Source organism: Pseudomonas sp. TMW22089, from assembly GCF_022496645.1.
Lineage (GTDB): Bacteria > Pseudomonadota > Gammaproteobacteria > Pseudomonadales > Pseudomonadaceae > Aquipseudomonas > Aquipseudomonas paraversuta.
This window is the reverse complement of record NZ_SCFG01000016.1, coordinates 70,282-93,535: the sequence shown is the minus strand read 5'-3', so window position 1 is coordinate 93,535 and position 23,254 is coordinate 70,282. Positions and strand designations below refer to the sequence as shown.

Annotated in this window: 21 protein-coding genes; 11 read left to right on the top strand and 10 right to left on the bottom strand. The window is 59.4% G+C overall.

Features of this window, described 5'->3' with window-relative positions:
* From EQV90_RS15485 to EQV90_RS15460, 6 genes are all read left to right on the top strand, one after another.
* The coding region (locus EQV90_RS15485) for an IS3 family transposase (RefSeq protein ID WP_138762977.1) at positions 1 to 109 on the top strand (109 nt) is incomplete at its 5' end.
* A 732-nt stretch (positions 110 to 841) separates the two neighbouring features.
* Entirely contained in the window at positions 842 to 1,927 is a 1,086-nt protein-coding gene (locus EQV90_RS15480; RefSeq protein ID WP_127197061.1) for a 3-deoxy-7-phosphoheptulonate synthase, read from the top strand.
* Positions 1,928 to 2,031: 104 nt separating this feature from the next.
* Positions 2,032 to 2,313, top strand: coding sequence for a peptidylprolyl isomerase (locus tag EQV90_RS15475; RefSeq protein WP_003445034.1), 282 nt, complete (start codon positions 2,032 to 2,034; stop codon positions 2,311 to 2,313).
* A gap of 118 nt (positions 2,314 to 2,431) precedes the next feature.
* A complete protein-coding gene (gene hbdH / locus EQV90_RS15470; RefSeq protein WP_240878365.1) occupies positions 2,432 to 3,202 on the top strand; it encodes a 3-hydroxybutyrate dehydrogenase in 771 nt (256 codons plus the stop codon).
* Between the two features lie 147 nt (positions 3,203 to 3,349).
* Positions 3,350 to 4,456 (top strand): enoyl-CoA hydratase/isomerase family protein, encoded by a 1,107-nt coding sequence (locus EQV90_RS15465; RefSeq protein WP_003445038.1) that lies wholly within the window; start codon positions 3,350 to 3,352, stop codon positions 4,454 to 4,456.
* A gap of 3 nt (positions 4,457 to 4,459) precedes the next feature.
* Entirely contained in the window at positions 4,460 to 5,611 is a 1,152-nt protein-coding gene (locus tag EQV90_RS15460) for an acyl-CoA dehydrogenase family protein (RefSeq protein ID WP_127197063.1), read from the top strand.
* Between the two features lie 1,009 nt (positions 5,612 to 6,620).
* Here the strand turns inward: EQV90_RS15460 and EQV90_RS15455 are convergent.
* The 7 genes from EQV90_RS15455 to selD all read right to left on the bottom strand — a co-directional run bounded on the left by EQV90_RS15455 (position 6,621) and on the right by selD (position 14,460).
* A complete protein-coding gene (locus EQV90_RS15455; protein ID WP_003445046.1) occupies positions 6,621 to 7,394 on the bottom strand; it encodes an enoyl-CoA hydratase in 774 nt (257 codons plus the stop codon).
* Between the two features lie 16 nt (positions 7,395 to 7,410).
* Positions 7,411 to 8,538, bottom strand: a complete 1,128-nt coding sequence (locus EQV90_RS15450) for an acyl-CoA dehydrogenase (RefSeq protein ID WP_003445047.1) — start codon at positions 8,536 to 8,538, stop codon at positions 7,411 to 7,413.
* 9 nt (positions 8,539 to 8,547) lie between these two features.
* Positions 8,548 to 9,741, bottom strand: coding sequence for an acetyl-CoA C-acyltransferase (locus EQV90_RS15445; RefSeq protein ID WP_127197064.1), 1,194 nt, complete (start codon positions 9,739 to 9,741; stop codon positions 8,548 to 8,550).
* Between the two features lie 10 nt (positions 9,742 to 9,751).
* Positions 9,752 to 10,519, bottom strand: a complete 768-nt coding sequence (locus tag EQV90_RS15440; RefSeq protein WP_003445049.1) for an SDR family NAD(P)-dependent oxidoreductase — start codon at positions 10,517 to 10,519, stop codon at positions 9,752 to 9,754.
* A gap of 27 nt (positions 10,520 to 10,546) precedes the next feature.
* The gene (locus tag EQV90_RS15435) at positions 10,547 to 12,211 is read right to left on the bottom strand and encodes an AMP-binding protein (protein ID WP_240878364.1); all 1,665 of its coding nucleotides are present in this window, start codon (positions 12,209 to 12,211) and stop codon (positions 10,547 to 10,549) included.
* A 129-nt stretch (positions 12,212 to 12,340) separates the two neighbouring features.
* Positions 12,341 to 13,426 carry a tRNA 2-selenouridine(34) synthase MnmH gene (gene mnmH / locus EQV90_RS15430; RefSeq protein WP_003445051.1) on the bottom strand — a complete coding sequence of 362 codons (1,086 nt, stop codon included), beginning with the start codon at positions 13,424 to 13,426 and terminating at the stop codon, positions 12,341 to 12,343.
* Entirely contained in the window at positions 13,426 to 14,460 is a 1,035-nt protein-coding gene (gene selD, locus EQV90_RS15425; protein ID WP_003445053.1) for a selenide, water dikinase SelD, read from the bottom strand. The genes mnmH and selD overlap by 1 nt, the downstream gene beginning before the upstream one ends.
* A gap of 605 nt (positions 14,461 to 15,065) precedes the next feature.
* On the opposite strand from selD, the gene EQV90_RS15420 reads away from it, so the two are divergent.
* Together EQV90_RS15420 and mgtE are read left to right on the top strand one after the other, a co-directional pair.
* A complete protein-coding gene (locus EQV90_RS15420) occupies positions 15,066 to 15,395 on the top strand; it encodes a hypothetical protein (RefSeq protein ID WP_003445056.1) in 330 nt (109 codons plus the stop codon).
* Between the two features lie 1,167 nt (positions 15,396 to 16,562).
* Positions 16,563 to 17,948, top strand: coding sequence for a magnesium transporter (gene mgtE / locus EQV90_RS15415; RefSeq protein WP_240878363.1), 1,386 nt, complete (start codon positions 16,563 to 16,565; stop codon positions 17,946 to 17,948).
* A gap of 78 nt (positions 17,949 to 18,026) precedes the next feature.
* Here mgtE and EQV90_RS15410 read toward each other — a convergent pair whose 3' ends face one another.
* The 3 genes from EQV90_RS15410 to EQV90_RS15400 form a co-directional block, all read right to left on the bottom strand.
* Positions 18,027 to 18,983, bottom strand: coding sequence for an FAD-binding protein (locus tag EQV90_RS15410; RefSeq protein ID WP_240878362.1), 957 nt, complete (start codon positions 18,981 to 18,983; stop codon positions 18,027 to 18,029).
* A 2-nt stretch (positions 18,984 to 18,985) separates the two neighbouring features.
* On the bottom strand, positions 18,986 to 19,735 hold the full coding sequence (locus EQV90_RS15405) for an electron transfer flavoprotein subunit beta/FixA family protein (RefSeq protein ID WP_202210531.1): 750 nt from the start codon (positions 19,733 to 19,735) through the stop codon (positions 18,986 to 18,988).
* A gap of 85 nt (positions 19,736 to 19,820) precedes the next feature.
* A complete protein-coding gene (locus EQV90_RS15400) occupies positions 19,821 to 20,525 on the bottom strand; it encodes a YoaK family protein (protein ID WP_165439689.1) in 705 nt (234 codons plus the stop codon).
* 207 nt (positions 20,526 to 20,732) lie between these two features.
* On the opposite strand from EQV90_RS15400, the gene EQV90_RS15395 reads away from it, so the two are divergent.
* From EQV90_RS15395 to EQV90_RS15385, 3 genes are all read left to right on the top strand, one after another.
* Positions 20,733 to 21,407: a histidine phosphatase family protein gene (locus tag EQV90_RS15395; protein ID WP_003446489.1), complete on the top strand. Its 675-nt coding sequence runs from the start codon at positions 20,733 to 20,735 to the stop codon at positions 21,405 to 21,407.
* A gap of 286 nt (positions 21,408 to 21,693) precedes the next feature.
* Entirely contained in the window at positions 21,694 to 21,915 is a 222-nt protein-coding gene (locus EQV90_RS15390; protein ID WP_003446487.1) for a YgdI/YgdR family lipoprotein, read from the top strand.
* Between the two features lie 100 nt (positions 21,916 to 22,015).
* Complete coding sequence (locus EQV90_RS15385; RefSeq protein ID WP_029612989.1) at positions 22,016 to 23,071, top strand: permease; 1,056 nt, start codon at positions 22,016 to 22,018, stop codon at positions 23,069 to 23,071.
* Positions 23,072 to 23,254: the final 183 nt, after the last annotated feature.

Sequence of the window (23,254 nt, the reverse complement as noted above, 5' to 3'; positions counted from 1 at the left end):
CGATTACATCGAGATGTTTTACAACCCAAAACGACGCCACAGTTTCAACAATCAGCTGTCACCGGTAGAGTTTGAAAAGCGTTACGCAGCGAGCCTGGAGAGTGTCTAGGAAACCCGGGACTATTCACCTCGCAAATTGGTCTTGGTTGATTGCCGACACCTTAGCAAAAAACTGTTAACCCAACCTACCTATCATGAGCCAATGATCCATGGCAAAACTGCAAAGCAAGCGCAAATCCGTGACCTTGCAGGACACAAACGTGACCGGTTGTGGTTGCCACCCCTTCCCTGCCCCCTGCGCGCGCCCATAGTTTTGCCAGCTCGGGCCCATAGTATTTTTTGATTGAACAGGTCCGGGGGAGTCGAGTAAGCTCCCAGCACTTATCGGAGACAGCACATGTTGCATCACGCCCCCACAGACATTTGTAAGACCACAGGCGAATCTCGCGTGGCCGAATCTGTGTGCGCGAACGCTGCACGATTTTATTTTGGGTATTGGTTTAGCCACTGGCGCGCCTGATACCCACACGGCGCCCACTACTTAGGGGTCGCCTACCAGAGAATTCTCACCCCCGGTCGGCTTCCCGACCGGGGGTTTTGTTTTTTCAGGCCCCGAAAATCATTAATTAAAGGAATCTTCCCCATGAACTACGCCACTTATTACCGCTTCGACCTTTGCACTGCATGGCGATTTATCAGCCGCCGCTCGGGACAGTCAGCCGCCTCCGAACGGACCCACATTGGTGGCACGCATGCACTCACAGCCAGTCTGGCCAATTGTCGAACACCCCAGTAGGGCCGAGCGCGCGGAACAATCCGCCGCCTGCCCAGGACGTACACCATGAACGCATCCATTTCTGCTCTGCCGGTACACCAGTCTCCTGCATCCGTATTGACCCGACGCCTGCCCGGCGCGGCGCAGCTCAAACAGCAGCTGCCCCTCAGCGACACCCTTGGCCGTCAGGTCAGCCAGCAACGCCAGGCCATTCGCGCCATCTTGAACGGTGAAGACTCCCGCTTACTGATAGTGGTCGGCCCCTGTTCCATCCATGACCCGGTCTCTGCTCTGGAATACGCCAGCAACCTTGCCGCTCTGGCCCACGATCTGCGCGACGACATGTTGCTGGTGATGCGTGCCTACATCGAAAAACCTCGCACCACTGTGGGCTGGAAAGGCCTGGCCTACGACCCGCACCTGGATGGCAGTGATGACATGGCCCACGGCCTTACCCTGTCCCGCGAACTGATGCTCGAGATGCTGGGCATGGGCCTGCCAATTGCTACGGAACTACTGCAACCCATGGCTGCCGGTTACTTCGACGACCTGCTGGGCTGGGTGGCCATTGGCGCACGCACCACCGAGTCGCAAATTCACCGCGAAATGGCCAGCGGCCTCGCGATGCCCGTAGGATTCAAAAATGGCACCGACGGCGGCGTGGCGATTGCCAGCGATGCCATGCGCTCTGCCGCCCATGGCCATCGTCACTTCGGGGTCGACAGCCAGGGCCATCCGGCAATCGTCCAGACCCCGGGCAACCCCGACACCCATCTGGTGCTGCGCGGCGGCCATAGCGGCCCGAACTACGACCGCACCAGCGTGGCCCGCGCCCGGGCCGGGCTTGAGAAAAATGCCATACCCGCCCGATTGATGGTGGACTGCAGCCACGCCAACAGCAGCAAAAATCCACTGCGCCAGCCCGAGGTGTTCAATGACGTACTTGCCCAGCGCCTGGAAGGCGACCGCTCGCTGATCGGCATGATGCTCGAAAGCCATCTGTTCGAAGGCTGCCAGCCGTTGAGCGCAACCCTGCGTTACGGTGTGTCCGTGACCGACGGTTGCCTGGGCTGGGATGCGACCGAACAACTGCTGCGCCATGCAGCCGGACAACTGCAGGCGCAGCGCCTCTGCGCCAAGGCTAGCGCCTGAGAGAGCCGGGGGCGGCAGCAAAAATGCCGCCCCGGGAACTTTTGCCAGGAAAAACCCCACTGAATCCGGTAGGCTCAGCACTTTCTTGAAAGGAGTACTCTCTCATGGCTAAAGCCACTGCCCGTCACATCCTCGTTGCCAGCGAAGACAAGTGCAACGAACTGAAAGCACAAATCGAAGGCGGCGCTGATTTCGCCGAAGTCGCAAAAGCTAACTCCACTTGCCCGTCCAGCCGTCAAGGCGGTGATCTCGGCTCGTTCGGCCCGGGCCAGATGGTCAAGGAATTCGACACTGTCGTATTCAGCGCGCCAATCAACGTGGTGCAAGGCCCGGTTAAAACCCAGTTCGGCTACCACCTGCTGGAAGTCACCAGCCGCCAGGACTGATCCCGGCCCTGCGTGAAAACGGCCCGCCTTTGGCGGGCCGTTTCGTATCCGCGATTGCAAGCCTCGTGCTACGTTTCCTCATTCACGAACCCGTCGTGTCTCACCTGAGGAATTGATCATGAGCCTTAAGGGTAAAACTGCCTTGGTTACCGGTTCCACCAGCGGCATCGGCCTGGGCATCGCACAGAGTCTGGCCAGAGCTGGAGCCGACCTGATACTCAACGGTTTTGGCGACGCCAGCAAAGTCGTTGCCGAGATGGAACAGTTCGGCGGCAAGGTTGGCCATCATCCGGCAGATGTCAGTGATCCCGCACAAATCGCCGACATGCTCAGCTACGCCGAACGTGAATTCGGCGGCATCGACATCCTGGTCAATAACGCCGGCATTCAGCATGTCTCCAGCGTTGAAGAATTCCCGGTAGAGCGCTGGGACTCGATCATCGCCATCAACCTGTCTGCGGTCTTCCACAGCACCCGCCTTGCCTTGCCGGGCATGCGCAAACGTGGCTGGGGTCGCATCGTCAATATTGCCTCGGTGCATGGGCTGGTGGGCTCGGTCGGCAAAGCTGCTTATGTGGCCGCCAAACATGGGGTCATCGGCCTGACCAAAGTCGTGGGCCTTGAAACTGCCACCAGCAACATCACCTGCAACGCAATTTGCCCTGGCTGGGTATTGACCCCGCTGGTCCAGAAGCAGATTGACCAGCGTATCAGCCAGGGTATCGACCCCTACCAGGCGCAGCACGATCTGCTGGCCGAGAAACAACCCTCACTGGAGTTCGTCACCCCGCCGCAACTGGGTGAACTGGTGCTGTTCCTGTGCAGCGAAGCCGGCAGTCAGGTGCGCGGTGCGGCATGGAATGTCGACGGTGGCTGGCTGGCGCAGTAAGCCTGCGCATTGCTGCACACCCGACATGCAAAAATGCACACCAACCCTGCACTTATCAGGGTTGTACAGTGCAAATTTGCACTGTTAGCATCGACTATCGTTCGCCCGCGAACACACCTAATAACAAGACAAAGCAGGGAGTTAGTGATGACTGCTCAGGTTTCATCCTCACCGACACAGGATGTCGAGCCGACTCAAAGCACGGTCCTGGCCCAGGTGCGCAACCAGATTGGCCACCTGACCCTGAACCGCCCCGCCGGCCTCAACGCAATCGACCTGGAAATGGTGCGCAGCCTGCAACATCAGCTCGATGCCTGGGCCCAGGACTCAAGGATCAAGGCAGTCGTGCTGCGCGGAGCAGGCGAAAAAGCCTTCTGTGCCGGCGGCGACATTCGCTCGCTGTATGACAGTTACAAGAGCGGTGGCACCCTGCACAAAACCTTTTTCGAAGAAGAGTACGCCCTCGACCTGACCCTGCATCACTACCCCAAACCGGTGCTCGCGCTGATGGACGGCTACGTTCTGGGTGGCGGCATGGGACTGGCTCAGGGCGCCGACCTGCGGCTGGTGACAGAGCGCAGCCGACTGGCAATGCCCGAAGTTTCGATCGGTTATTTTCCGGACGTGGGCGGCAGTTATTTCCTGACCCGAACCCCGGGCCAGCTGGGCACCTACCTGGGGGTCAGCGGCGTGCACATCCGCGCCGCTGACGCGCTGTATTGCGGCCTTGCCGACTGCTACACCGAAAGTGCCCGACTGCCTGAACTGGATCAAAGCCTCGACACCCTGCAATGGCAGCAAAACCCCCTTGAAGACCTCAAGGCGCTACTGGCCACTTTCGCCGTGCCCAACTTGCCTGAGGCACCGCTGGCCAAATTTCGCCCCTTGATTGATCAGGTTTTCGCCCTCGACAGCGTGCCCGCCATCGTCGCCGCACTGCGCGCGACAACAGCTGCCGAAAGCCGCGAGTGGGCGCTTGAAACCGCCGACCTGCTGCAGACACGCTCGCCTTTAGGCATGGCTGTGACCCTGCAAATGCTGCGCCACGGCCGCGAACTCAAGCTGGAACAATGCTTCGCCCTTGAACTGCATCTTGACCGTCAGTGGTTTGATCGCGGCGACCTGATCGAAGGCGTGCGAGCGCTGATTATCGACAAAGATAAAACCCCGCACTGGAACCCGGCCACCCTCGACGAGCTTGATCCGGCCCATGTCGCCAGCTTCTTCACCCACTTCAAACAGCACGGAGTCTGAGCCATGCAAGACCTCGAACTGACTGAAGAGCAGGTCATGATCCGCGACATGGCTCGCGACTTTGCCCGCCGCGAAATCGCCCCCCATGCCCAGGCCTGGGAAAAGGCCGGCTGGATCGACGACGCACTGGTGTCGAAAATGGGCGAGTTGGGCCTGCTGGGCATGGTGGTGCCCGAAGAATGGGGCGGTACCTATGTCGATTACGTGGCCTACGCCCTGGCCGTGGAAGAGATTTCCGCCGGCGATGGCGCCACCGGCGCACTGATGAGTATCCATAACTCGGTCGGCTGCGGCCCCATCCTCAAATATGGCAGCCAGGCACAGAAAGAAACCTGGCTGGCGGACCTGGCAAGCGGCCAGGCCATTGGCTGTTTTTGCCTGACCGAACCCCAGGCCGGATCGGAAGCGCACAACCTGCGCACCCGCGCCGAGTTGCGTGACGGTCAGTGGGTAATCAACGGCGCCAAGCAGTTCGTCAGCAATGGTAAGCGCGCCAAGCTGGCGATTGTGTTTGCTGTGACTGATCCGCAGCTGGGCAAAAAAGGCCTTTCGGCGTTTCTGGTGCCCACCGACACCCCGGGTTTTATCGTTGACCGCACCGAACACAAAATGGGCATTCGCGCCTCGGACACCTGCGCTGTCACCCTGAGCAACTGTACGGTCCCTGAAGCCAGCTTGCTGGGTGAGCGCGGCAAAGGCCTGGCGATTGCCCTGTCCAACCTTGAAGGCGGCCGCATAGGGATTGCCGCTCAAGCCCTGGGGATCGCCCGTGCCGCTTTTGAGGCGGCGCTGGGGTATGCCCGTGACCGGGTGCAGTTCGACAAAGCGATCATCGAGCACCAGAGTGTGGCCAACATGCTGGCGGACATGCAAACCCGGCTCAATGCAGCACGGTTGCTGATCCTGCATGCAGCCCGACTGCGCAGCGCGGGCAAACCGTGCTTGTCGGAAGCCTCGCAAGCCAAGCTGTTTGCCTCGGAAATAGCTGAGTTTGTGTGTTCCAAAGCCATACAGATCCATGGCGGCTATGGCTACCTTGAAGATTATCCGGTGGAGCGTTACTACCGCGACGCGCGAATCACCCAGATCTATGAAGGATCGAGTGAAATCCAACGCATGGTGATTGCCCGGGAGCTGAAGAACTATCTGATCTGACAACAAACCTGCAGGAGCGAGCTTGCTCGCGAGTCTCTAAAGCTCGCGAGGCAAGCTCGCTCCTACAGAGGTTTGGTGCTTGCCGCGGCGTGCCAGTCAGCCGGATTCACTCAGCGCATGGTGATTGCCCGGGGACTGAAGAACTATCTGATCTGACAACAAACCTGTAGGAGCGAGCTTGCTCGCGAGCCTCTAAAGCTCGCGAGGCAAGCTCGCTCCTACAGAGGTTTGGTGCTTGCCGCGGCGCGCCAGTTAGCCGGACTCACTCCGCGCATGGTGATTGCCCGGGACCTGAAGAAATGTCTGATCTGGCAACAAACCTGTCGGAGCGAGCTTGCTCGCGAGCCTCTAAAGCTCGCGAGGCAAGCTCGCTCCTACAGAGGTTTGGTGCTTGCCGCGGCGTGCCAGTTAGCCGGATTCACTCAGTGCATGGTGATTGCCCGGGACCTGAAGAAACGTCTGATTTGACTACAAATCTGTAGGAGCGAGCTTGCTCGCGAGCCTCTAAAGCTCGCGAGGCAAGCTCGCTCCTACAGAGGATTGGTGCTTACCGCGGCGTGCCAGTCAGCCGGACTCACTCAGAGCATGGTGATTGCCCGGGGGCTGAAGAACTATCTGATCTGACAACAAAGTTGTAGGAGCGAGCTTGCTCGCGAGCCTCTAAAGCTCGCGAGCAAGCTCGCTCCTACAGAGGATTGGTGCTTGCCGCGGCGTGCCAGTTAGCCGGACTCACTCCGCGCATGTGATTCTCCGGGGGGCTGAAGAAATGTCTGATCTGGCAACAAACCTGTAGGAGCGAGCTTGCTCGCGAGCCTCTAAAGCTCGCGAGGCAAGCTCGCTCCTACAGAGGATTGGGGCTTGCCGCGGCGTGCCAGTTAGCCGGACGCACTCAGAGCATGGTGATTGCCCGGGGGCTGAAGAACTATCTGATCTGACAACAAACCTGTAGGAGCGAGCTTGCCTCGCGAGCCTCTGGAGCTCGCGAGCAAGCTCGCTCCTACAGGTGGGGTTACTGATTTTTGAACTGTGCTGCGCGCTTGCCTACGAATGCGGCCATGCCTTCTTTCTGGTCCTGGGTCGCGAACAGGGAGTGGAATACCCGGCGCTCAAAGCGCACGCCTTCCGTCAAGCTGACTTCAAACGCGCGATTGACGCTTTCCTTGGTCAGCATCAGCACCGGCAACGATTTGCTGGCAATGGTCGCGGCGACTTTCAAGGCTTCTTCCAGCAACTCATCAACCGGTACCACACGGGATACCAACCCTGAACGCTCGGCTTCTTCAGCGCCCATGAAGCGACCGCTGAGGCACATGTCCATCGCCTTGGCCTTACCCACTGCGCGGGTCAGGCGCTGGGTTCCACCCATACCCGGCAGCACCCCGAGATTGATTTCCGGCTGGCCGAACTTGGCGTTATCGCCAGCCAGGATAAAGTCGCACATCATCGCCAGTTCGCAGCCGCCGCCCAAGGCAAAACCAGCCACCGCGGCAATGATCGGCTTGCGCCGGGTAGCCACTCGGTCACTGTCGCAAAACAGGTCTTCCAGATAGATTTGCGGGTAAGTCAGGTCGGCCATTTCCTTGATATCTGCGCCCGCAGCAAAGGATTTTTTCGAACCGGTGATAACGATGCAGCCAATGCTGTTGTCGGCTTCCAGTTGGTCCAGCGCATGGTTCACTTCACTGATCAGTTGCGCATTCAGGGCGTTCAGCGCCTGCGGCCGGTTCAGGGTGATCAGGCCAACATGGTCGTGGATGTCCAGCAGAATGGTTTCGTAGCTCATCGATCAAGTCCTCAATTCAAAGATTGCGCGCAATAACCATGCGCTGGATATCGCTGGTGCCTTCGTAGATCTGGCATACCCGCACATCGCGATAGATCCGCTCCAGCGGGAAGTCGTTCAGGTAGCCATAACCGCCCAGGGTTTGCAACGCCCGGGAACAGACGCGCTCGGCCATTTCCGAGGCGAACAGCTTGGCCTGGGAGGCCTCGACCAGCGCCGATTGCCCGCTGTCCCGCAGGGCAGCGGCGTAGCGCACCATTTGCCGGGCGACGGCGATTTCGGTGGACATGTCGGCCAGGCGAAACGCTACCGCCTGATGCTCAATCAGCGGCTGACCGAACGTCACGCGCTCGCGGGCATAATCACGGGCGGCCTCAAAGGCTGCGCGAGCCATGCCCACCGCCTGTGAGGCAATGCCGATGCGACCGCCTTCCAGGTTGCCCAGGGCAATCTTGTAGCCCTGCCCTTCTTCGCCCAGGCGGTTGGCGAGCGGAATTTTCAGGTCAGTAAACAGGATCTGGCAGGTGTCCGAGGCATGCTGCCCCAGCTTGTCTTCAACCCGCGCCACGCTGTAGCCCGGCGCATCTGTGGGCACGATAAAGGCCGTAATCCCGCGCTTGCCCGCCGCAGGATCGGTGACGGCAAACACTATCACCACGCCGGCATTTTGCCCCGAGGTGATGAACTGCTTGCAGCCATTGAGCACGTAGTAGTCGCCTTCGCGGCGAGCCCGGGTTTTCAGGTCGCTGGCATCTGAGCCGGCTTGTGGCTCGGTCAGGGCAAAGGCCCCCAGCATTGCACCACTGGCCAGCGGGATGAGGAACTCGCGTTTCTGCTGCTCGGTGCCGTACTTGAGGATAGGCACACACCCCACCGAGTTGTGCACGCTCATGATGGTCGAACAGGAACCATCGCCAGCGGCAATTTCTTCAAGGGCCATGGCGTAAGCCTGGTAGCCGGTGTCACAGCCGCCCCACTCTTCGGGCACCAGCATGCCGAAAAAACCCAGCCCGGCCATCTCGTTGATGGCTTCGCGCGGGAAGCGATGCTGCTTGTCCCACTCGGCTGCAAAGGGCTTCAAACGCTCCTGGGCAAACTGCTGCGCCGCGTCGCGAATCTGTAATTGTTCTGAAGTGGCAAGCATACGAGTTCCTTAATCCAGACATTCCACGGCAATTGCCGTGGCTTCACCGCCGCCGATGCAGATCGCTGCTACGCCGCGCTTGAGCTTGTGCTGGCGCAAGGCCGAAATCAGAGTCACCAGAATCCGCGCGCCCGAGGCGCCAATCGGATGGCCCAGGGCACAGGCGCCACCGTAGACATTGACCTTGCTGTGGGGGATAGCCAGCTCGTCCATGGTGACCAGACTGACCACTGCAAAGGCTTCGTTGATTTCGAACAGGTCGACTGTATCCAGGGTCCAGCCGGTCTTGCTCATCAGCCGCTTGATCGCCCCCACGGGCGCCGTCGGAAATAGCCCGGGCTCATCGGCAAAGGCCGCATGGCCGTGGATGACCGCCAATGGTTTGAGGCCGCGTTTTTGCGCTTGCGAGCTGCGCATCAACACCAGGGCCGCCGCGCCGTCGGAAATCGAACTGGAGTTGGCTGCCGTCACCGTTCCGCCTTCGCGAAAAGCCGGTTTGAGGCTCGGGATTTTTGCCAGATTGGCTTTGGGCGGCTGCTCGTCATCACTGATCAGGTGCTGCGCTTTGCCGACAGTCACCTGCACCGGCACGATCTCGGCGCTGAAGCTGCCGTCCTTGATCGCTTGCTGGGCACGGGTCAGCGAAGCCACGGCAAAGGCGTCCTGGGCTTCACGGGTGAAGCCGTGGGCCTGGGCACAATCTTCGGCAAAAGTGCCCATCAGACGTCCTCGCTCGTAAGCGTCTTCCAGGCCGTCGAGGAACATGTGGTCCAGTACCCGGCCATGCCCCATGCGGTAACCGCTGCGGGCACGGTCGAGCAAATAGGGGGCGTTGGACATGCTTTCCATGCCCCCGGCCACCACCACATCGACACTGCCGGCCAGCAGCCGGTCGTGGGCCAAAATGGCGGCCTCCATACCCGAGCCGCACATCTTGTTGAGGGTGGTGCAGCGCGTCCCCTTGTCCAGCCCTGCCCCCAGGGCGGCTTGTCGGGCAGGGGCCTGACCGAGACCGGCCGACAGTACGCAACCGAACAGCACTTCTTCCACGCCATCGGGTGCTACGCCGGCGCGCTCGACCGCGGCACGTATGGCAGCAGCGCCCAGTTGCGGTGCAGTCAGGCCTTTGAAGTCGCCCTGAAAACCACCCATGGGCGTACGCGCCACACTCACAATCACTACCGGATCATTGGCAATTGTCATTTCATACCTCTTATTTGGCGGCCATGCGCAAGGCACCGTCGAGACGGATCACCTCGCCATTGAGCATGCTGTTTTCAATGATGTGCCGCACCAGCGCGGCGTACTCGGCAGGTTTGCCCAGGCGCGCAGGGAACGGCACGCCGGCGGCCAGCGATTCACGCACCTGCGGGGTCATGCCGGCCATCATCGGCGTTTCAAAAATGCCCGGGGCGATGGTCATCACCCGAATCCCGAAACGCGCCAATTCTCGCGCCGCAGGCAGGGTCAGACTGGCGATTGCACCTTTGGAAGCGGCATAGGCCGCCTGGCCGATCTGACCGTCAAAGGCGGCAGCCGAGGCAGTATTGATGATCACCCCGCGCTCACCCTCTGCATCGGCAGTGGCTTGCGCTATCGCCTCGGCGGCCAGGCGCAGCATGTTGAAGCTGCCGATCAAGTTGACGTTGATCACCTGGCTGAAGCTTTCAAGGGCATGGGGACCATTTTTGCCGAGGATTTTTTCGCCGCGCACGATCCCCGCACAATTGACCAGCCCGTTGACGGCGCCGAAGGCCGCTAGCGTGGCCTCAACGGCCGCCTGCGCCGCGCCTTCCTGGCTGATATCCGCTACCGCGCTGCGGGCCTGGCTGCCAAGCCTGGTGGCTTGTGCGGCCACGGCGTCGGCGTTCATGTCCACCAGCATGACCCTGGCGCCGGCCTGGACCAGCATCTCGGCCGTTGCAGCCCCCAGTCCCGAGGCACCGCCGGTGACGATAAAAACCTTGTTCTCGATTTGCATGATATGTCCTGAAATTTTGCCTGACGGTCAAGCCGTGACTTTGGCGCTTGCGGCCAGTTCGGCCTTGGCGATTTCCTGATTGCGCAAAATAAAACGCTGCAATTTGCCGCTCGGGGTTTTGGGTAATTCGCTGACGAACTCGATTTCGCGGGGATAGGCATGGGCCGACAGACGCTGACGCACATGCAAACGCAGGGCTTCAGCCAGTTGGGCATCGCCCAGGTACTGCGGGCCGAGTACGACAAAGGCTTTGACCAGCTCGGTACGCTCGGGGTCCGGCTTGCCCACCACGGCGGCTTCGATCACTGCGGGATGCTCGATCAGGGCACTTTCAACATCGAAAGGTCCGACCCGATAACCGGAAGTGGTGATCACATCATCGCTGCGTCCGACAAAGCTGATGCTGCCGTCCGGGTTCAACTCCACGGTGTCGCCGCTCAAGTAGTAATTGCCGACAAAAGCCTTGGTGTTGAAGCCCTGATAGCCGGCGAACCAGCACATCGGCGACTGGCTGCGGTCCACGGCCAGAATCCCCGGCTGGCCCACCGGCAGCTCCTGGTGATTGTCATCGAGCACTACAATCCGGTGGCCCGGCGAGGCGAAGCCGGCGGCACCCAGATGCACGGGATGATCCAGGCCGTGGTGATTACACAGCACCATGCCGAGTTCGGTCTGACCGTAGTGATCGTGGATGGTGACGTTGAGCTCATCGGCGAACCAGCGAATGACTTCCGGGTTCAGCGGTTCACCGGCGCTGCTCACGGCACGCAACCGGCCTTTGACCTTGCTTGAGAACGCACTTCCGGCGGCAATCAGCATGCGGTAAGCCGTGGGCGAACCGGTGAGGTTGGTGATGCCGTACTTGGTGATCACCCGACAGGTGCTTTCAACCGTGAACGGACCATCGTAGAAGGTGATGGGATGGCCCATCGACAGCGGCCCGGCAATTCCGAAATAAATGCCGTAGGCCCAGCCCGGATCGGCCAGGTTCCAGAATGAATCCTCGGGGCGCAAATCCACCGCATCGCGGGTATAGCTCTGGAACGCGACAATTGCCTTGAGCGGAACCAGAAGCGGCTTGGCCGGCCCGGTAGTGCCCGAGGTGAACATCAGCAAAAACGGATCTTCGCCGGTCAGCATCACCGGTTCACAGACCGGCGGGTAGTTGTCCAGCTCGGCCCAGAAACTGAAATCACCGCGAACCAGGCCCTGCCCCTTGGCACCGGCCACCGTGACAATCGGCGGGCAAGCATTGACCTCATCGAGTTTGTAACGGTTAGCCGCATCGGTGACCACCAGCGCCGCTCCCGAACTGTTGATACGGTGCTCGATGGCCTTGGGACCGAACGCGGTAAACAGGGGCTGGTAGATGGCGCCGATACGCCAGGCGGCGAAGGCCACCACCAGCAGCTCGACATTGCGTGGCAGCAAGCCTGCCACTTTGTCGCCGCGCCGGACCCCTTGAGCCAGCAGGAAATTGGCAAAGCGTGCTGCCTGTTCCTGTAACCGGCTGAAGGTGTAGGTCGCGCTGGTGGCATCGCGCCCTTCCCAGAACAACGCAATACGGCCCGGCAGGGCGTGGCGGTCGCAGCATTCGACGCAGGCATTGAGTGCTGCCAGATGACCGTCCAGTGCTCCAGTCACCGTTCGCTGGTAATCAAAGTCAGCCATCGTGGTCAGATAGTCGCGCATCAGCAGAATCCCTCGGTCTTTATTTTTAGGATGGGAACCGTGAAAAATCCTGCTGATGATCGCCTCGGGAGGGCTCTGCAACAATAGTCAAACCGCTCAAGCTGAGTGACTGGTTTGGCCAATGCGCAACTAGCTTCGCAGGTACTCCAGCACGGCCGCCTGATCGCCGGCAAAGACAATGCGCGAACCTTTTTTCTCCCGCTGAAAGCTATACATCGGGTCGTAATATTCGCGCAGCAAAGCCTCGATCCAGACCCGGTGCAGATCAACCGCCCCGCAACTCGCCTGTTCTTTGAGCGCCGCTTGCATCACCGCCTGCAAACGCTGATGACGTTCGCCGCCCAGACGTCGCTGAATATTGGACAGGCTTTCCAGCAAGCGTTGTGAAAACAGGGTGAAGCCGTGCTCACCGTTTTTGGCGGTGAATTCGGCACACAGCTGCACCACGTAGTCACGCAAAATGCGCTCGACGCGGCTGTCCAGACTGTCTTCGAGCCAGACCATCGGCGCGTCTTGCATGCGCTGATAAAGGGCTAACGGCAAGGCACAGCTACCGACCGTGCGGCTTTCATCTTCCAGCACCAAACGTTCGTGGCCCCGGGCGCGCTTTTTCAGCACATCAATGGCCAGACGGTTTTCAAAGTCGATGTTCGAAGGCTGTCCGGTAGCGCGTTTGCCGAAGCTTGAACCCCGGTGATTGGCGTGCCCTTCGAGGTCCAGCGCATTGTCGAGCTGCACCAGCACGTCGGTTTTACCGGTGCCGGTCATGCCGCCAAGTACGGTGAGGTCACACTGTTGCACAGCGTCGTCGACGGTCTGGATCAAGAAGGTACGCAATGCCTTATAGCCGCCGGTAACCCGCGGGTAGTCGATCCCGGCGTCCTGCTTGAGCCATTGCTGGACGATTTGCGAACGCATGCCGCCCCGAAAGCAATACAGGCAGCCATCCGGGTTGGCGCGGGCAAAGTCGGCCCAGGCCTCAAGACGCTCGGCCCTGGTCTGGCCCGACACCAACTGGTGCCCGAGCACCACGGCGGCCTGCTGGCCCTGTTGCTTGTAGCAGGTGCCGACACGCTCCCGCTCGTGGTCGGTCATCAGCGGCAGGTTGACCACGCCGGGGAAGGCGCCCTTGTTGAATTCGATCGGCGCCCGGGTGTCCATCATCGGCCGGTCATTAAGGAACAGCTCGCGGAAGTCGGTTACGTCATGAGCCATCATGACACCTCAACCGCGTACGTCTGTCGCTCTACCAACTGGCCGATCGATTCCAGTTCCAGCCCGTGCTCGCGAGCCATCTCAATGAACGCCTGATTACCCTGCGCAGTGACGGCCACCAACAGTCCGCCACTGGTTTGCGGATCACAGAGCACCAGCTTGTGCAGCTCTTGCAACGGCGCAAGCTTGCTCGCGTAACTGTCAAAATTGCGCAAGGTGCCGCCGGGCACGCAACCCTGTTCAAGGTAGTACTCGACCGAGGCCAGTTTCGGCACTTTGGCGTATTTGATTTGTGCAGTCAGATGACTGCCGTCGGCCATTTCCACCAAATGCCCGAGCAGGCCAAAACCGGTGACATCGGTCATTGCCGTGACCCCTTCGAGCCTGGCGAACTGGCTGCCGATTTTGTTCAGGCTGCACATCCAGTCCCGTGCCACGCCGACGTCTTCAGTGCGCAACTTGCCCTTTTTCTCGGCAGTGGTAAGGATGCCGATGCCCAGGGGTTTGGTCAGGTACAAATGGCAACCTGCAGTGGCTGTGTCGTTGCGTTTCATATGGCGCTTGTTGACCACACCGGTCACCGCCAGACCGAAAATTGGCTCCGGGGTGTCAATCGAGTGGCCGCCCGCCAGAGGAATGCCCGCTTCGTCACAGACCGCACGGCCGCCGCGAATCACTTCACGGGCCACTTCCGGCGGCAACAAATGTACCGGCCAGCCCAAAATCGCAATCGCCATCAACGGATCACCGCCCATCGCGTAGATGTCACTGATGGCATTGGTGGCCGCAATCCGCCCGAAATCATAGGGATCATCAACAATTGGCATGAAAAAATCGGTGGTTGAAACCACACCGCGCTCCTCATCCAGGGCATAAACAGCTGCATCGTCGCGGGACGCATTGCCTACCCAGAGTTTGGGGTCGAGGTTCTGCGCCCCGCTGCCGGCAAGGATCACTTCCAGTACCTGAGGCGAAATCTTGCAGCCACAGCCCGCACCGTGGCTGTACTGGGTCAGGCGAATCGGCTCGCTCATGGGTACCTCTAGTCGTTGTCAAAGCGCCAGATACTAGCAGAGCGGGTACAGGCAGGAGCCGCTATATCAGGCAGCACAGGGTGCAATCATCGCCAGACAGGCCCGCTCCCGGGCAATTCGCCCCGCCCCTGACGATGACCGGCATGCAGAAAACAGACTGCCGAGTCACATATGTAGTGCCTTAAAATAATCACTACATATGTATTGACGACTCACTTTTCCCCCAGCATTATGCAGACGTCTTCCCCACCGGAAGCGCTGGAAAGGGTTGTTGTAAGCATGTTCGACGAGCTGTCGAGCTGTTCCGGGATAGGTACTGCCCACAAGGCAGAATTGATGAAGCTGACCTGGCTTGATCGTCCACGTTCAGGGCGTGAGTTGCTAGCGAAACGTCCTCAAGACGCTTGTGGCTGATGTGTCATGTCACCCTTGCATCCTGGTTTACGCTGCTCTCCCTCGCTGTACGCTGTTTGTGTAGTGCTTGAGATATCCACTACACAGGACTGACTCAAGGCCGGATCTGCTTTAGATAGACACTACGTAGCGCTGCAGGTGCAGTTGCGCGAATCAATTAGACAGATCAACGAGTGGTCAAGGAGTTAGCTATGAACCTGAATAATCAACCGACTGTTAATGAGCTGGCTCGACTCTTCGCCGCCCAGAAAGACACGTTGAACGACCACATCCTGTGGATCAGCGAAGCTGGTGATGTTCGCATCGACCCGGTCGCTGCCTGCAAGGAAGAAACCGCATTCGAGAAGGACCGCCCACAAATGCGCGCCCATCTCAAGATGTACCGCCGTGGCCAGGGCTACGTGGGCAAGAAGGCCGCTGCCGATACCGACTACATGGCGCGCGTGTTACAAACCCTGACCCTGACCTGGGAAAAGGCTCAAACCGAGCCGGTACTGGTCAAAGTTAACAGCTACAGCTGATAACCTTCGGTAATGCAAAACCCGGGTGGAACAGTTCTACACCCGGGCCCAAGGGCTGAGTTCCGTACGGAACTCAGCCCTTCTTGTTTCAAAACATCTGCACAAGCCGGCGATGCACTACCACGTAACTATGACAAATAGATGTACGACTCGAAACCAGCAACAAACTATCAACTCCCCCCTCATACTGCCTGCTCTACAAAGACCTGAAGTCATATCACTCCAGTGCCGCCTACTTGATAGTTAAACCCGCAACTCGGCCCCAACTTTCTCTCAGCCATTAATAACCGGCAGCTTGCCATTCGAATACTGTCTATATGCTGTCTGGATAAGACAGTTGTCACCAGAAAAATACACTTACATTTTACCCCATACCCGCCCATCTCCAGCACACGCCTATAACCCGTGCCCTGCAGCCATGAGCGACGGGGGAAATCGGCAAATACACACTCTGCCGCCAACAACTTTCCAATTTACAGTTTTATCTTTTCCTGTTTATTATCTCGGCGCCTTATTAATAGCGGAGACCTTTGTGGGTACTTGTTCGAGCGACAGTGACCGAGCAGTTAAAACAATCGGTAAAATCTCAGCGAGATAACGCGCAGCCTTTCTTCTGCCGTTTCTCGCCAAGATCGAGATACGGCTTCTTATAGCGCTGGGCAACCAGACTACGCACTTTTAGCCAACTCCAACTGTTTCCGGCATTACAACTCCGACCGGGTTGCAATGCCGCGGATACTGCGCGCAATTTTCAGCGCCCAGGTCATGCCGATCCCTGCCGCACAGGTTATCGGCCGACAGTACCAGCAAGGCCTTTTTCATCGACTCAGGGTCAGCCTGCGGCGTGTTCGCCCCTGCTTGTCCCCCACTGACCAGTGCTTAGTACGTTCAGCGCATCAGTGAACCATGGAGGTGTCTCATGGACCCCGACCCCGATAGATCAACGCCACCCATAGCCATTTTTATTTCCAGTCCAATTGTCTGGCTCCATGCCAGAGGCGCGCCTTGATTTCACCCGGGCCCCTCTGCATGGGCAGCCAGCCAGGAGAAAGTCATGCCTTTGAGCTTTTCCTCTGCCTGCCTGAGTAATTTGCAGCGTTCAGCACGCCCACTGATCCGCTCCCATGCACGTCACACCGTCCAGTCCCACACCGCGGGAGGAAAATAATGAACCGCGAAGATCTGCTGTTTTCTGTCCGCACCCTCGCTCGCTCACTTGATGCCAAGGTATTTGCCCAGATCGTCAGCACCACCCCTGCCATCGACGTGATCGATGCACTGGATCATTGCGATACGGTCCAGACCGCCAGCTTGCTCCTGCTTTTGAGCGCCGAACAACGCGCAACGCTTTTTGCTTACTTCCCGGCGGCCCGCCAGGACTTGCTCCTGCAAGCAATGCCGGCAGATGAAGTGGTTGCTCTGTTCGAGCAGCTCCCTTCGGATGACCGGGCCGACATATTCAACCGCTTGAGCAAAGATGCCCGGCAGAAACTGCTGCCCGAACTGACCAAGAGCGAACGTGATGACATCCTTAAGCTGGCGGCCTATCCGGAGGGCACCGTTGGCTCCGCCATGTCCTCCGACTACGCCGCACTGGCTGTTGAAATGAACGTCGAACAAGCCATCGCATCCCTGCGCGCGATGGCTCCGGACAAAGAGACCCTTGATGTGCTTTTCGTGCTCGACACTGAGCGGCGTCTACTGGGTACAGTTGCCCTGCGCGATCTGGTACTGGCCACCCCGGCCACCCGGATCAGTGATTTGATGAAGCACGAGCCGGTACTTGCCCAGGCCCAGCAGCCGCTGGAAGCCGCTGTCGAACTCATTCGCCGCTATGACCTGCTGGCACTGCCGGTGATCAATGCAGACAATCGCATGATCGGCATAGTCACCGTCGACGACGCCATGGATATCGAAAAAGAGCAGGATGCTACCCAGCTGGCGCGGTTCGGGGGTACAGCTTCACTGGGCGGGCCTGATCTGGATGTGCGCAACTCGCCTTTCAAGAAAATGTTCGGCGTGCGGGTCTTCTGGCTGGCGATCTTGACCTTCTTCGGCATCATCACCAGCAACTTCGTGGCAGCCCAAGAGGAAATCCTGTCCCAGGCAATCATCCTGGCCGCCTTTATCGCCCCCATTGTCGACATGGGCGGCAATACCGGAAGCCAGTCTGCAACCCTGGTGATCCGCTCCATGGCGCTGGGTGAACTGAAACTGCGCTGGCGTGACGTGTGGTTCATTCTCAAGCGCGAACTGCCAGTGGCGGCTGCACTGGGTATTGCCATCGCGGTTCTGGAAATCGTTCTGGCGCACTTCAGCAAGGGTGTAGGTTTCGACATCCTCATGGTGGTGGGTCTGAGCATGCTGGTGTGCACCACACTGGGCGGAATAATCGGTGCACTGCTGCCCTTCCTGGCCCGCCGGATCGGTACCGACCCGGCCACCCTGAGTTCACCGCTGATCACCTCAGTGATGGACCTGGTGGGTGTATTCATTTACTTCGGATTTGCCTATGCCTTCCTCGGTGACCTGCTGACTCAAACAACCGCCTGAGTTGCGCAACACCCCCGCAGCATTGCGCCTTAGCCCTTTCGGCCCTCCTGCTCAGGAGGGCCTTTTACATGGGGCAGTTCAGACCGCAGATTCCAGCTCGGGAACGGCTTCGAACAGGTCCGCAACCAGGCCGTAATCGGCCACCTGGAAGATCGGCGCTTCTTCGTCCTTGTTGATCGCAACGATCACTTTGGAGTCTTTCATACCGGCCAGATGCTGGATCGCGCCGGAGATACCAACCGCGATGTACAGCTGTGGCGCAACGATTTTGCCGGTCTGGCCGACCTGCATGTCGTTCGCTACAAAACCGGCGTCAACCGCCGCACGGGAGGCGCCGACACCTGCACCCAGCTTGTCGGCCAGTGCATACAGGTATTTGAAGTTATCGCCGTTCTGCATACCGCGACCGCCGGAAACGACGATTTTGGCAGCTGTCAGCTCCGGACGATCCGACTTGGCAAGCTCCTCACCAACGAACGAGGAAATGCCTGCATCGTGCACTGCTGCAACCGCTTCAACGGCTGCCGAACCACCCTGGGCCGCAACCGGGTCGAAACCGGTGGCACGCACGGTGATCACCTTGACTGGCGCAGTGGACTGCACGGTGGCAATGGCGTTACCGGCATAGATCGGACGGGTGAAGGTGTCAGCGCTTTCAACCGAGATGATCTCGGAGATCTGGTCAACGTCCAGTTGCGCAGCAACCCGCGGCAGGATGTTTTTACCGTTGGAAGTAGCGCCAGCCAGGACGTGACTGTAGCCCGCAGCCCCCGCTCCTTGTACAAGAGCGGCTACCAGCGGAGCAAGGTTTTCCGGTAACTGATGGGCGTAAGCCGCGTTGTCAGCCACCAGCACTTTAGCCACACCAGCGATTTGCGCAGCAGCTTCAGCCACAGCACCAATGCCCTGGCCTGCAACCAGAACGTTGATCTCGCCACCGATTTTTGCGGCAGCGGCCACGGTGTTCAGCGTGGCCGGAGCCAGCGCCTTGCCATCCTTTCCTTCTAAAAAGTCGGCGATTACAAGGATAGTCATCTTTAGATTACCTTCGCTTCGTTTTTCAGTTTCTCGACCAGTTCAGCCACCGACTTGACCTTGATGCCGGCGCTGCGTGCCGCCGGCGCTTCAACTTTCAGGGTCTTGTTGGTCGAAGCGGTCGAAACGCCCAACGCCTCTGGCGTCAGCACTTCAAGCGGCTTCTTCTTGGCCTTCATGATGTTTGGCAGGGACGCATAACGCGGCTCGTTCAAACGCAGGTCGGTGGTGACGATGGCCGGCAAGCTCAGCGAAACAGTTTGCGCGCCGCCGTCAACTTCACGGGTAACGGCAACCTTGTCGCCCGCCACTTCAACTTTGGAAGCGAAGGTGCCCTGACCGTAGCCGGTCAACGCAGCCAGCATCTGGCCGGTCTGGTTGTTGTCGCTGTCGATGGCCTGTTTGCCCAGGATCACCAGTTGCGGCTGTTCCTTGTCGACCACGGCCTTGAGCAACCTGGCCACGGCCAGCGAGGTCAGGTCTTCGGCAGATTCGACGAGGATGGCGCGATCGGCACCCAGAGCCAGCGCGGTACGCAGCTGTTCCTGAGCCGTGGTCGGGCCGATGGAGACGACGACGATTTCAGTCGCAACGCCTTTCTCTTTCAGGCGCACGGCTTCTTCCACAGCGATTTCGCAGAAGGGGTTCATCGACATCTTGACGTTGGCGAGGTCAACGCCGGAGTTGTCCGCTTTGACGCGAACCTTGACGTTGTAATCGACCACTCGCTTGATACAGGCCAGCACCTTCATTATTTCTCCCCCGATGGCTATTGGTGCCCCAGCTTATCCTGCAGGCACTGACCCGCGTATCGACCATTCGGGTTAGACAAGCCGCCTAGCGCGGCATGTAATCTCGCTGCCAGCGCCGCGGAATCTTCAGCGACACCAGCCCCAGTACGGTGGCAAAACCGGCACTGAACAGCATGGCCCGAAGCCCGAAGTGCGCCTCCAGCAATGCCCCCAGTACAGCTCCCAGCAACATCCCGGTCCAGGGCACCAGTTGCACCCGCCAGCCGCTGTGCCGTTCCCCCAGCATCCAGCGCCCCAGCCCCCGGCCAAAACGCGACAACGCGCCGGTCACATACGTCAGCCCCACCGGCAGGCCGTTAACCTGCTCCACAGCGGCATTGAGCATGCCCATGGCCACAATTGCCGCCAGCAATGCCGGAACCCGGGTATCGAACGGCAACAGCGCCGCCGTGCACAACAGACCGGCAATCACCAGCATCAAGGGTAACGCCCGGCGACCGCTCAAACGCCCCAGCAAAACACCCACGGCGTTGCCCGTAATAAACGCCAGCACGGCAAAGATCAGGCGTAGCGCCATGGACCCATCACCCTCGCCAATCGCCACTGCCATTCGGGTCGTGTTACCACTCATGAACGAGACGAAATCGCCGGTGGCCAGAAAGCCGATGGCATCGGTCATGCCCGCCAGTACCGACAAACTTGCGACCAACCCCAGCCCCACCCGGCCGCGCCAGGCACGCACACGCTGATGAAGGGGGTTGCTGGACCTTCTAAGTGGCACAGGAAGCATCGATCGGGCCCTCAGGCTTAAATTGTAAGAAAATCCCCATATTGCACAGGTATAACCGAACCAATATCGAAAAAGGCGTCTAATAGACACTTTGACTCAAGGAGGAGAATCATAGGACGTTTACACACGACAGGGATCAACGCCCGAGAACCCCCACTCGCCGCGTCCAGGCAGGTCAGCCTTAATGGACCTAACCAGAAGAGCCCCATGACCAAAGCTGTTTGGAACACCCCCCGACTCAAGCCTTATCTGCTCGGCGTCATCCCCGCGCTACTCGTCGCCGGTGCGATCACGCTGGCAGTGCATGCCGATAAAGTTTTTGCCCAACCCATAGACGGTGTGCAGACACTGGTTTTCATGCGCCATGCGGAAAAACCTGCCGACGGTCTTGGACAACTCAATTGCCAGGGACTGAACCGTGCCATAGATTTGGCGACCCTGCTGCCACAACGCTATGGCAAGGCCGATTACGTATTTGCCGCCGACCCTTCGCGCCAGGTTGAAGAAGGCGCCGACGATGACGCCTACAGTTATGTCCGGCCGCTGATGACCATCAATCCCAGCGCCATCAAACTGGGTTTGCCGATCAATCTGGAGTACTCGGCCAACGATACCCGGGCCCTGGCCAACGAGTTGACTGACGACAAGTATCACAATGCAACCATCTACACCGCATGGTCCCATGGCTATCTGCCCGAGTTGATCAACGGCGTCGCCAGCAAAGCCCTGGGCAAAAAGACCACACTGACTGACGACTGGTCCGGCGGTGACTTTGATTCCCTGTATGTGCTGACCCTGACCTGGAAAGACGGCAAGGCCAGCCTCCTTAGCCGAGTGGACAAGCAGGGCCTGAACAATGGCGCCAAAGGTTGCCCGACCTGACGGGTCAGCTCCTGATCGAGCCCGGGGCCATGCTCGCCGCCGCCCTGCAATCGCTGTAAAACCAGTGACGTACCACAGTTTCTGGCTTTTCCCGGGCCTGCTGGCGTTTAATACGGCCCACGCTGCGGGCCCGGTCGCGATGCACCGGCCGTTTAAAATTTATCTCTGCCCATGACGCACTCCCGACGTAAAAAGCGGTCACATGCGGCAACCACTTTCAACGCTGGCCATTGCATCAGGCCCGGCACGACCAACTGCTTATTTGCGAACGAACCAAGGTACTTGCATGAAGATCAACGTTATCGGTTTGCCTTTACTCCTGGCTGCTGTCTTGGGCCTGGCGGGCTGTGCATCACCTACGGTCGTGACCCTGCAAAACGGCACGCAATACCTGACCAAAGACCAGCCAAAAACCACCGGCAAGGATGGCTTTTACGAATTCGTCGACATTGCCGGCAAGCACATCAAAATCAAGGCCGCTGACGTCGCCACCGTTAAATCGGACTGACCCCCGGTCACTGGCAAGTTGCTCCTGGGCAAGCAGCCCCCCCCCGGACTGTGCGCTCAGGTATGATGCCGCGCTATTTCCCAGCGTTCGGTAATTCTTTATGTCCAGTCTCTCCTCACCCAGACCCGCCCGGGGCTGGTCATTCTGGTGGAAGCCTTTGCTGTTCCTGCTGGTCGCGGGGATCGGTCTGTACTACGTCAAATGGTCGCCCTACTACTTCAAGGCGTTTGTCGCCGCCGATAACCACAGCATCGGTGCGTCGATCCTCAACGACAATCAGGGCGAACCCGTTGCCGCTGCACTGGCCTATGCCAAGGTGTATTTCCTGGCGATCTGGAAAGCAGCCGTCCTGGCGGTCATTCTCGGCTCACTGATTCAGGTCCTGATTCCCCGCGACTGGCTACTGCGCCTGTTTGGCAAGGCCGGGCTGGGTTCGACCCTGCGCGGCGGCCTGTTCGCCCTGCCTGGCATGATGTGCACCTGCTGCGCCGCACCTGTGGCCGCCGGCATGCGCCGGCAAAAAGTATCGGTCGGTGCGGCACTGGCATTCTGGATCGCCAACCCGGTCCTCAACCCGGCCACCCTGGTGTTCATGGGCTTTGTACTGGGCTGGGGCTTTACCGCGCTGCGTCTGGTCGCAGGGGTGATACTGGTGATCGGCGTGTCCCTGATTGCGCAGCGCATCTCGCGTCCCGAGAGCATCCCTGAAGCAGCCCTGGATGCCGTATCGGAAGCCAGCGTGATCGATCAGCAGAATTTCTTCAGCCGCTGGGGCCGAACGCTGTGGCAACTGTTCTGGAACACCATCCCGGTCTACCTGCTGGCAGTCCTGCTACTGGGTGCGGCGCGGGTGTGGCTGTTCCCCCATGTGGACGGTGCCATGAGCGACAGCCTGATGTGGCTGGTACCGCTGGCCATTATCGGCACCCTGTTCGTGATCCCGACGGCAGCTGAAATCCCGATTGTGCAAACCATGATGGCACTGGGCATGGGCACCGCCCCTGCCGTAGCGCTGCTGATGACCTTGCCGAGCGTGAGCCTGCCGTCATTGTTGATGCTGCGCAAAGACTTTGACGCCCGGGTCCTGATCAGCGTGGCGCTGATGACCATGCTGGTGGGCGTGCTCAGCGGTCTGGCGGGGATGTGGTTGCTCTGAACCCTGCACCGGGGGCTGCTATTGCCCCCCTACCCTGTAGGAGCGAGCTCTGTGTCATAAAAAGCCTGCTCGCGACCCAGGCACCACGGTCGCCCTACCCCCTCTCACACCGCCACTGTAGTTGCCTTTTAACATCATCAAACCCTTGTTCTAGAGCGGCCCATTAAGGTTTAGTTAAGTTTC

Bases quoted from the DNA above. Each gene is read 5' to 3' on its own strand.
- EQV90_RS15480 (WP_127197061.1), top strand. From the start codon at position 842: ATGAACGCATCCATTTCTGCTCTGCCGGTACACCAGTCTCCTGCATCC.
- EQV90_RS15475 (WP_003445034.1), top strand. From the start codon at position 2,032: ATGGCTAAAGCCACTGCCCGTCACATCCTCGTTGCCAGCGAAGACAAG.
- hbdH (WP_240878365.1), top strand. From the start codon at position 2,432: ATGAGCCTTAAGGGTAAAACTGCCTTGGTTACCGGTTCCACCAGCGGC.
- EQV90_RS15465 (WP_003445038.1), top strand. From the start codon at position 3,350: ATGACTGCTCAGGTTTCATCCTCACCGACACAGGATGTCGAGCCGACT.
- EQV90_RS15460 (WP_127197063.1), top strand. From the start codon at position 4,460: ATGCAAGACCTCGAACTGACTGAAGAGCAGGTCATGATCCGCGACATG.
- EQV90_RS15455 (WP_003445046.1), bottom strand. From the start codon at position 7,394: ATGAGCTACGAAACCATTCTGCTGGACATCCACGACCATGTTGGCCTG.
- EQV90_RS15450 (WP_003445047.1), bottom strand. From the start codon at position 8,538: ATGCTTGCCACTTCAGAACAATTACAGATTCGCGACGCGGCGCAGCAG.
- EQV90_RS15445 (WP_127197064.1), bottom strand. From the start codon at position 9,741: ATGACAATTGCCAATGATCCGGTAGTGATTGTGAGTGTGGCGCGTACG.
- EQV90_RS15440 (WP_003445049.1), bottom strand. From the start codon at position 10,519: ATGCAAATCGAGAACAAGGTTTTTATCGTCACCGGCGGTGCCTCGGGA.
- EQV90_RS15435 (WP_240878364.1), bottom strand. From the start codon at position 12,211: ATGCGCGACTATCTGACCACGATGGCTGACTTTGATTACCAGCGAACG.
- mnmH (WP_003445051.1), bottom strand. From the start codon at position 13,426: ATGGCTCATGACGTAACCGACTTCCGCGAGCTGTTCCTTAATGACCGG.
- selD (WP_003445053.1), bottom strand. From the start codon at position 14,460: ATGAGCGAGCCGATTCGCCTGACCCAGTACAGCCACGGTGCGGGCTGT.
- EQV90_RS15420 (WP_003445056.1), top strand. From the start codon at position 15,066: ATGAACCTGAATAATCAACCGACTGTTAATGAGCTGGCTCGACTCTTC.
- mgtE (WP_240878363.1), top strand. From the start codon at position 16,563: ATGAACCGCGAAGATCTGCTGTTTTCTGTCCGCACCCTCGCTCGCTCA.
- EQV90_RS15410 (WP_240878362.1), bottom strand. From the start codon at position 18,983: ATGACTATCCTTGTAATCGCCGACTTTTTAGAAGGAAAGGATGGCAAG.
- EQV90_RS15405 (WP_202210531.1), bottom strand. From the start codon at position 19,735: ATGAAGGTGCTGGCCTGTATCAAGCGAGTGGTCGATTACAACGTCAAG.
- EQV90_RS15400 (WP_165439689.1), bottom strand. From the start codon at position 20,525: ATGCTTCCTGTGCCACTTAGAAGGTCCAGCAACCCCCTTCATCAGCGT.
- EQV90_RS15395 (WP_003446489.1), top strand. From the start codon at position 20,733: ATGACCAAAGCTGTTTGGAACACCCCCCGACTCAAGCCTTATCTGCTC.
- EQV90_RS15390 (WP_003446487.1), top strand. From the start codon at position 21,694: ATGAAGATCAACGTTATCGGTTTGCCTTTACTCCTGGCTGCTGTCTTG.
- EQV90_RS15385 (WP_029612989.1), top strand. From the start codon at position 22,016: ATGTCCAGTCTCTCCTCACCCAGACCCGCCCGGGGCTGGTCATTCTGG.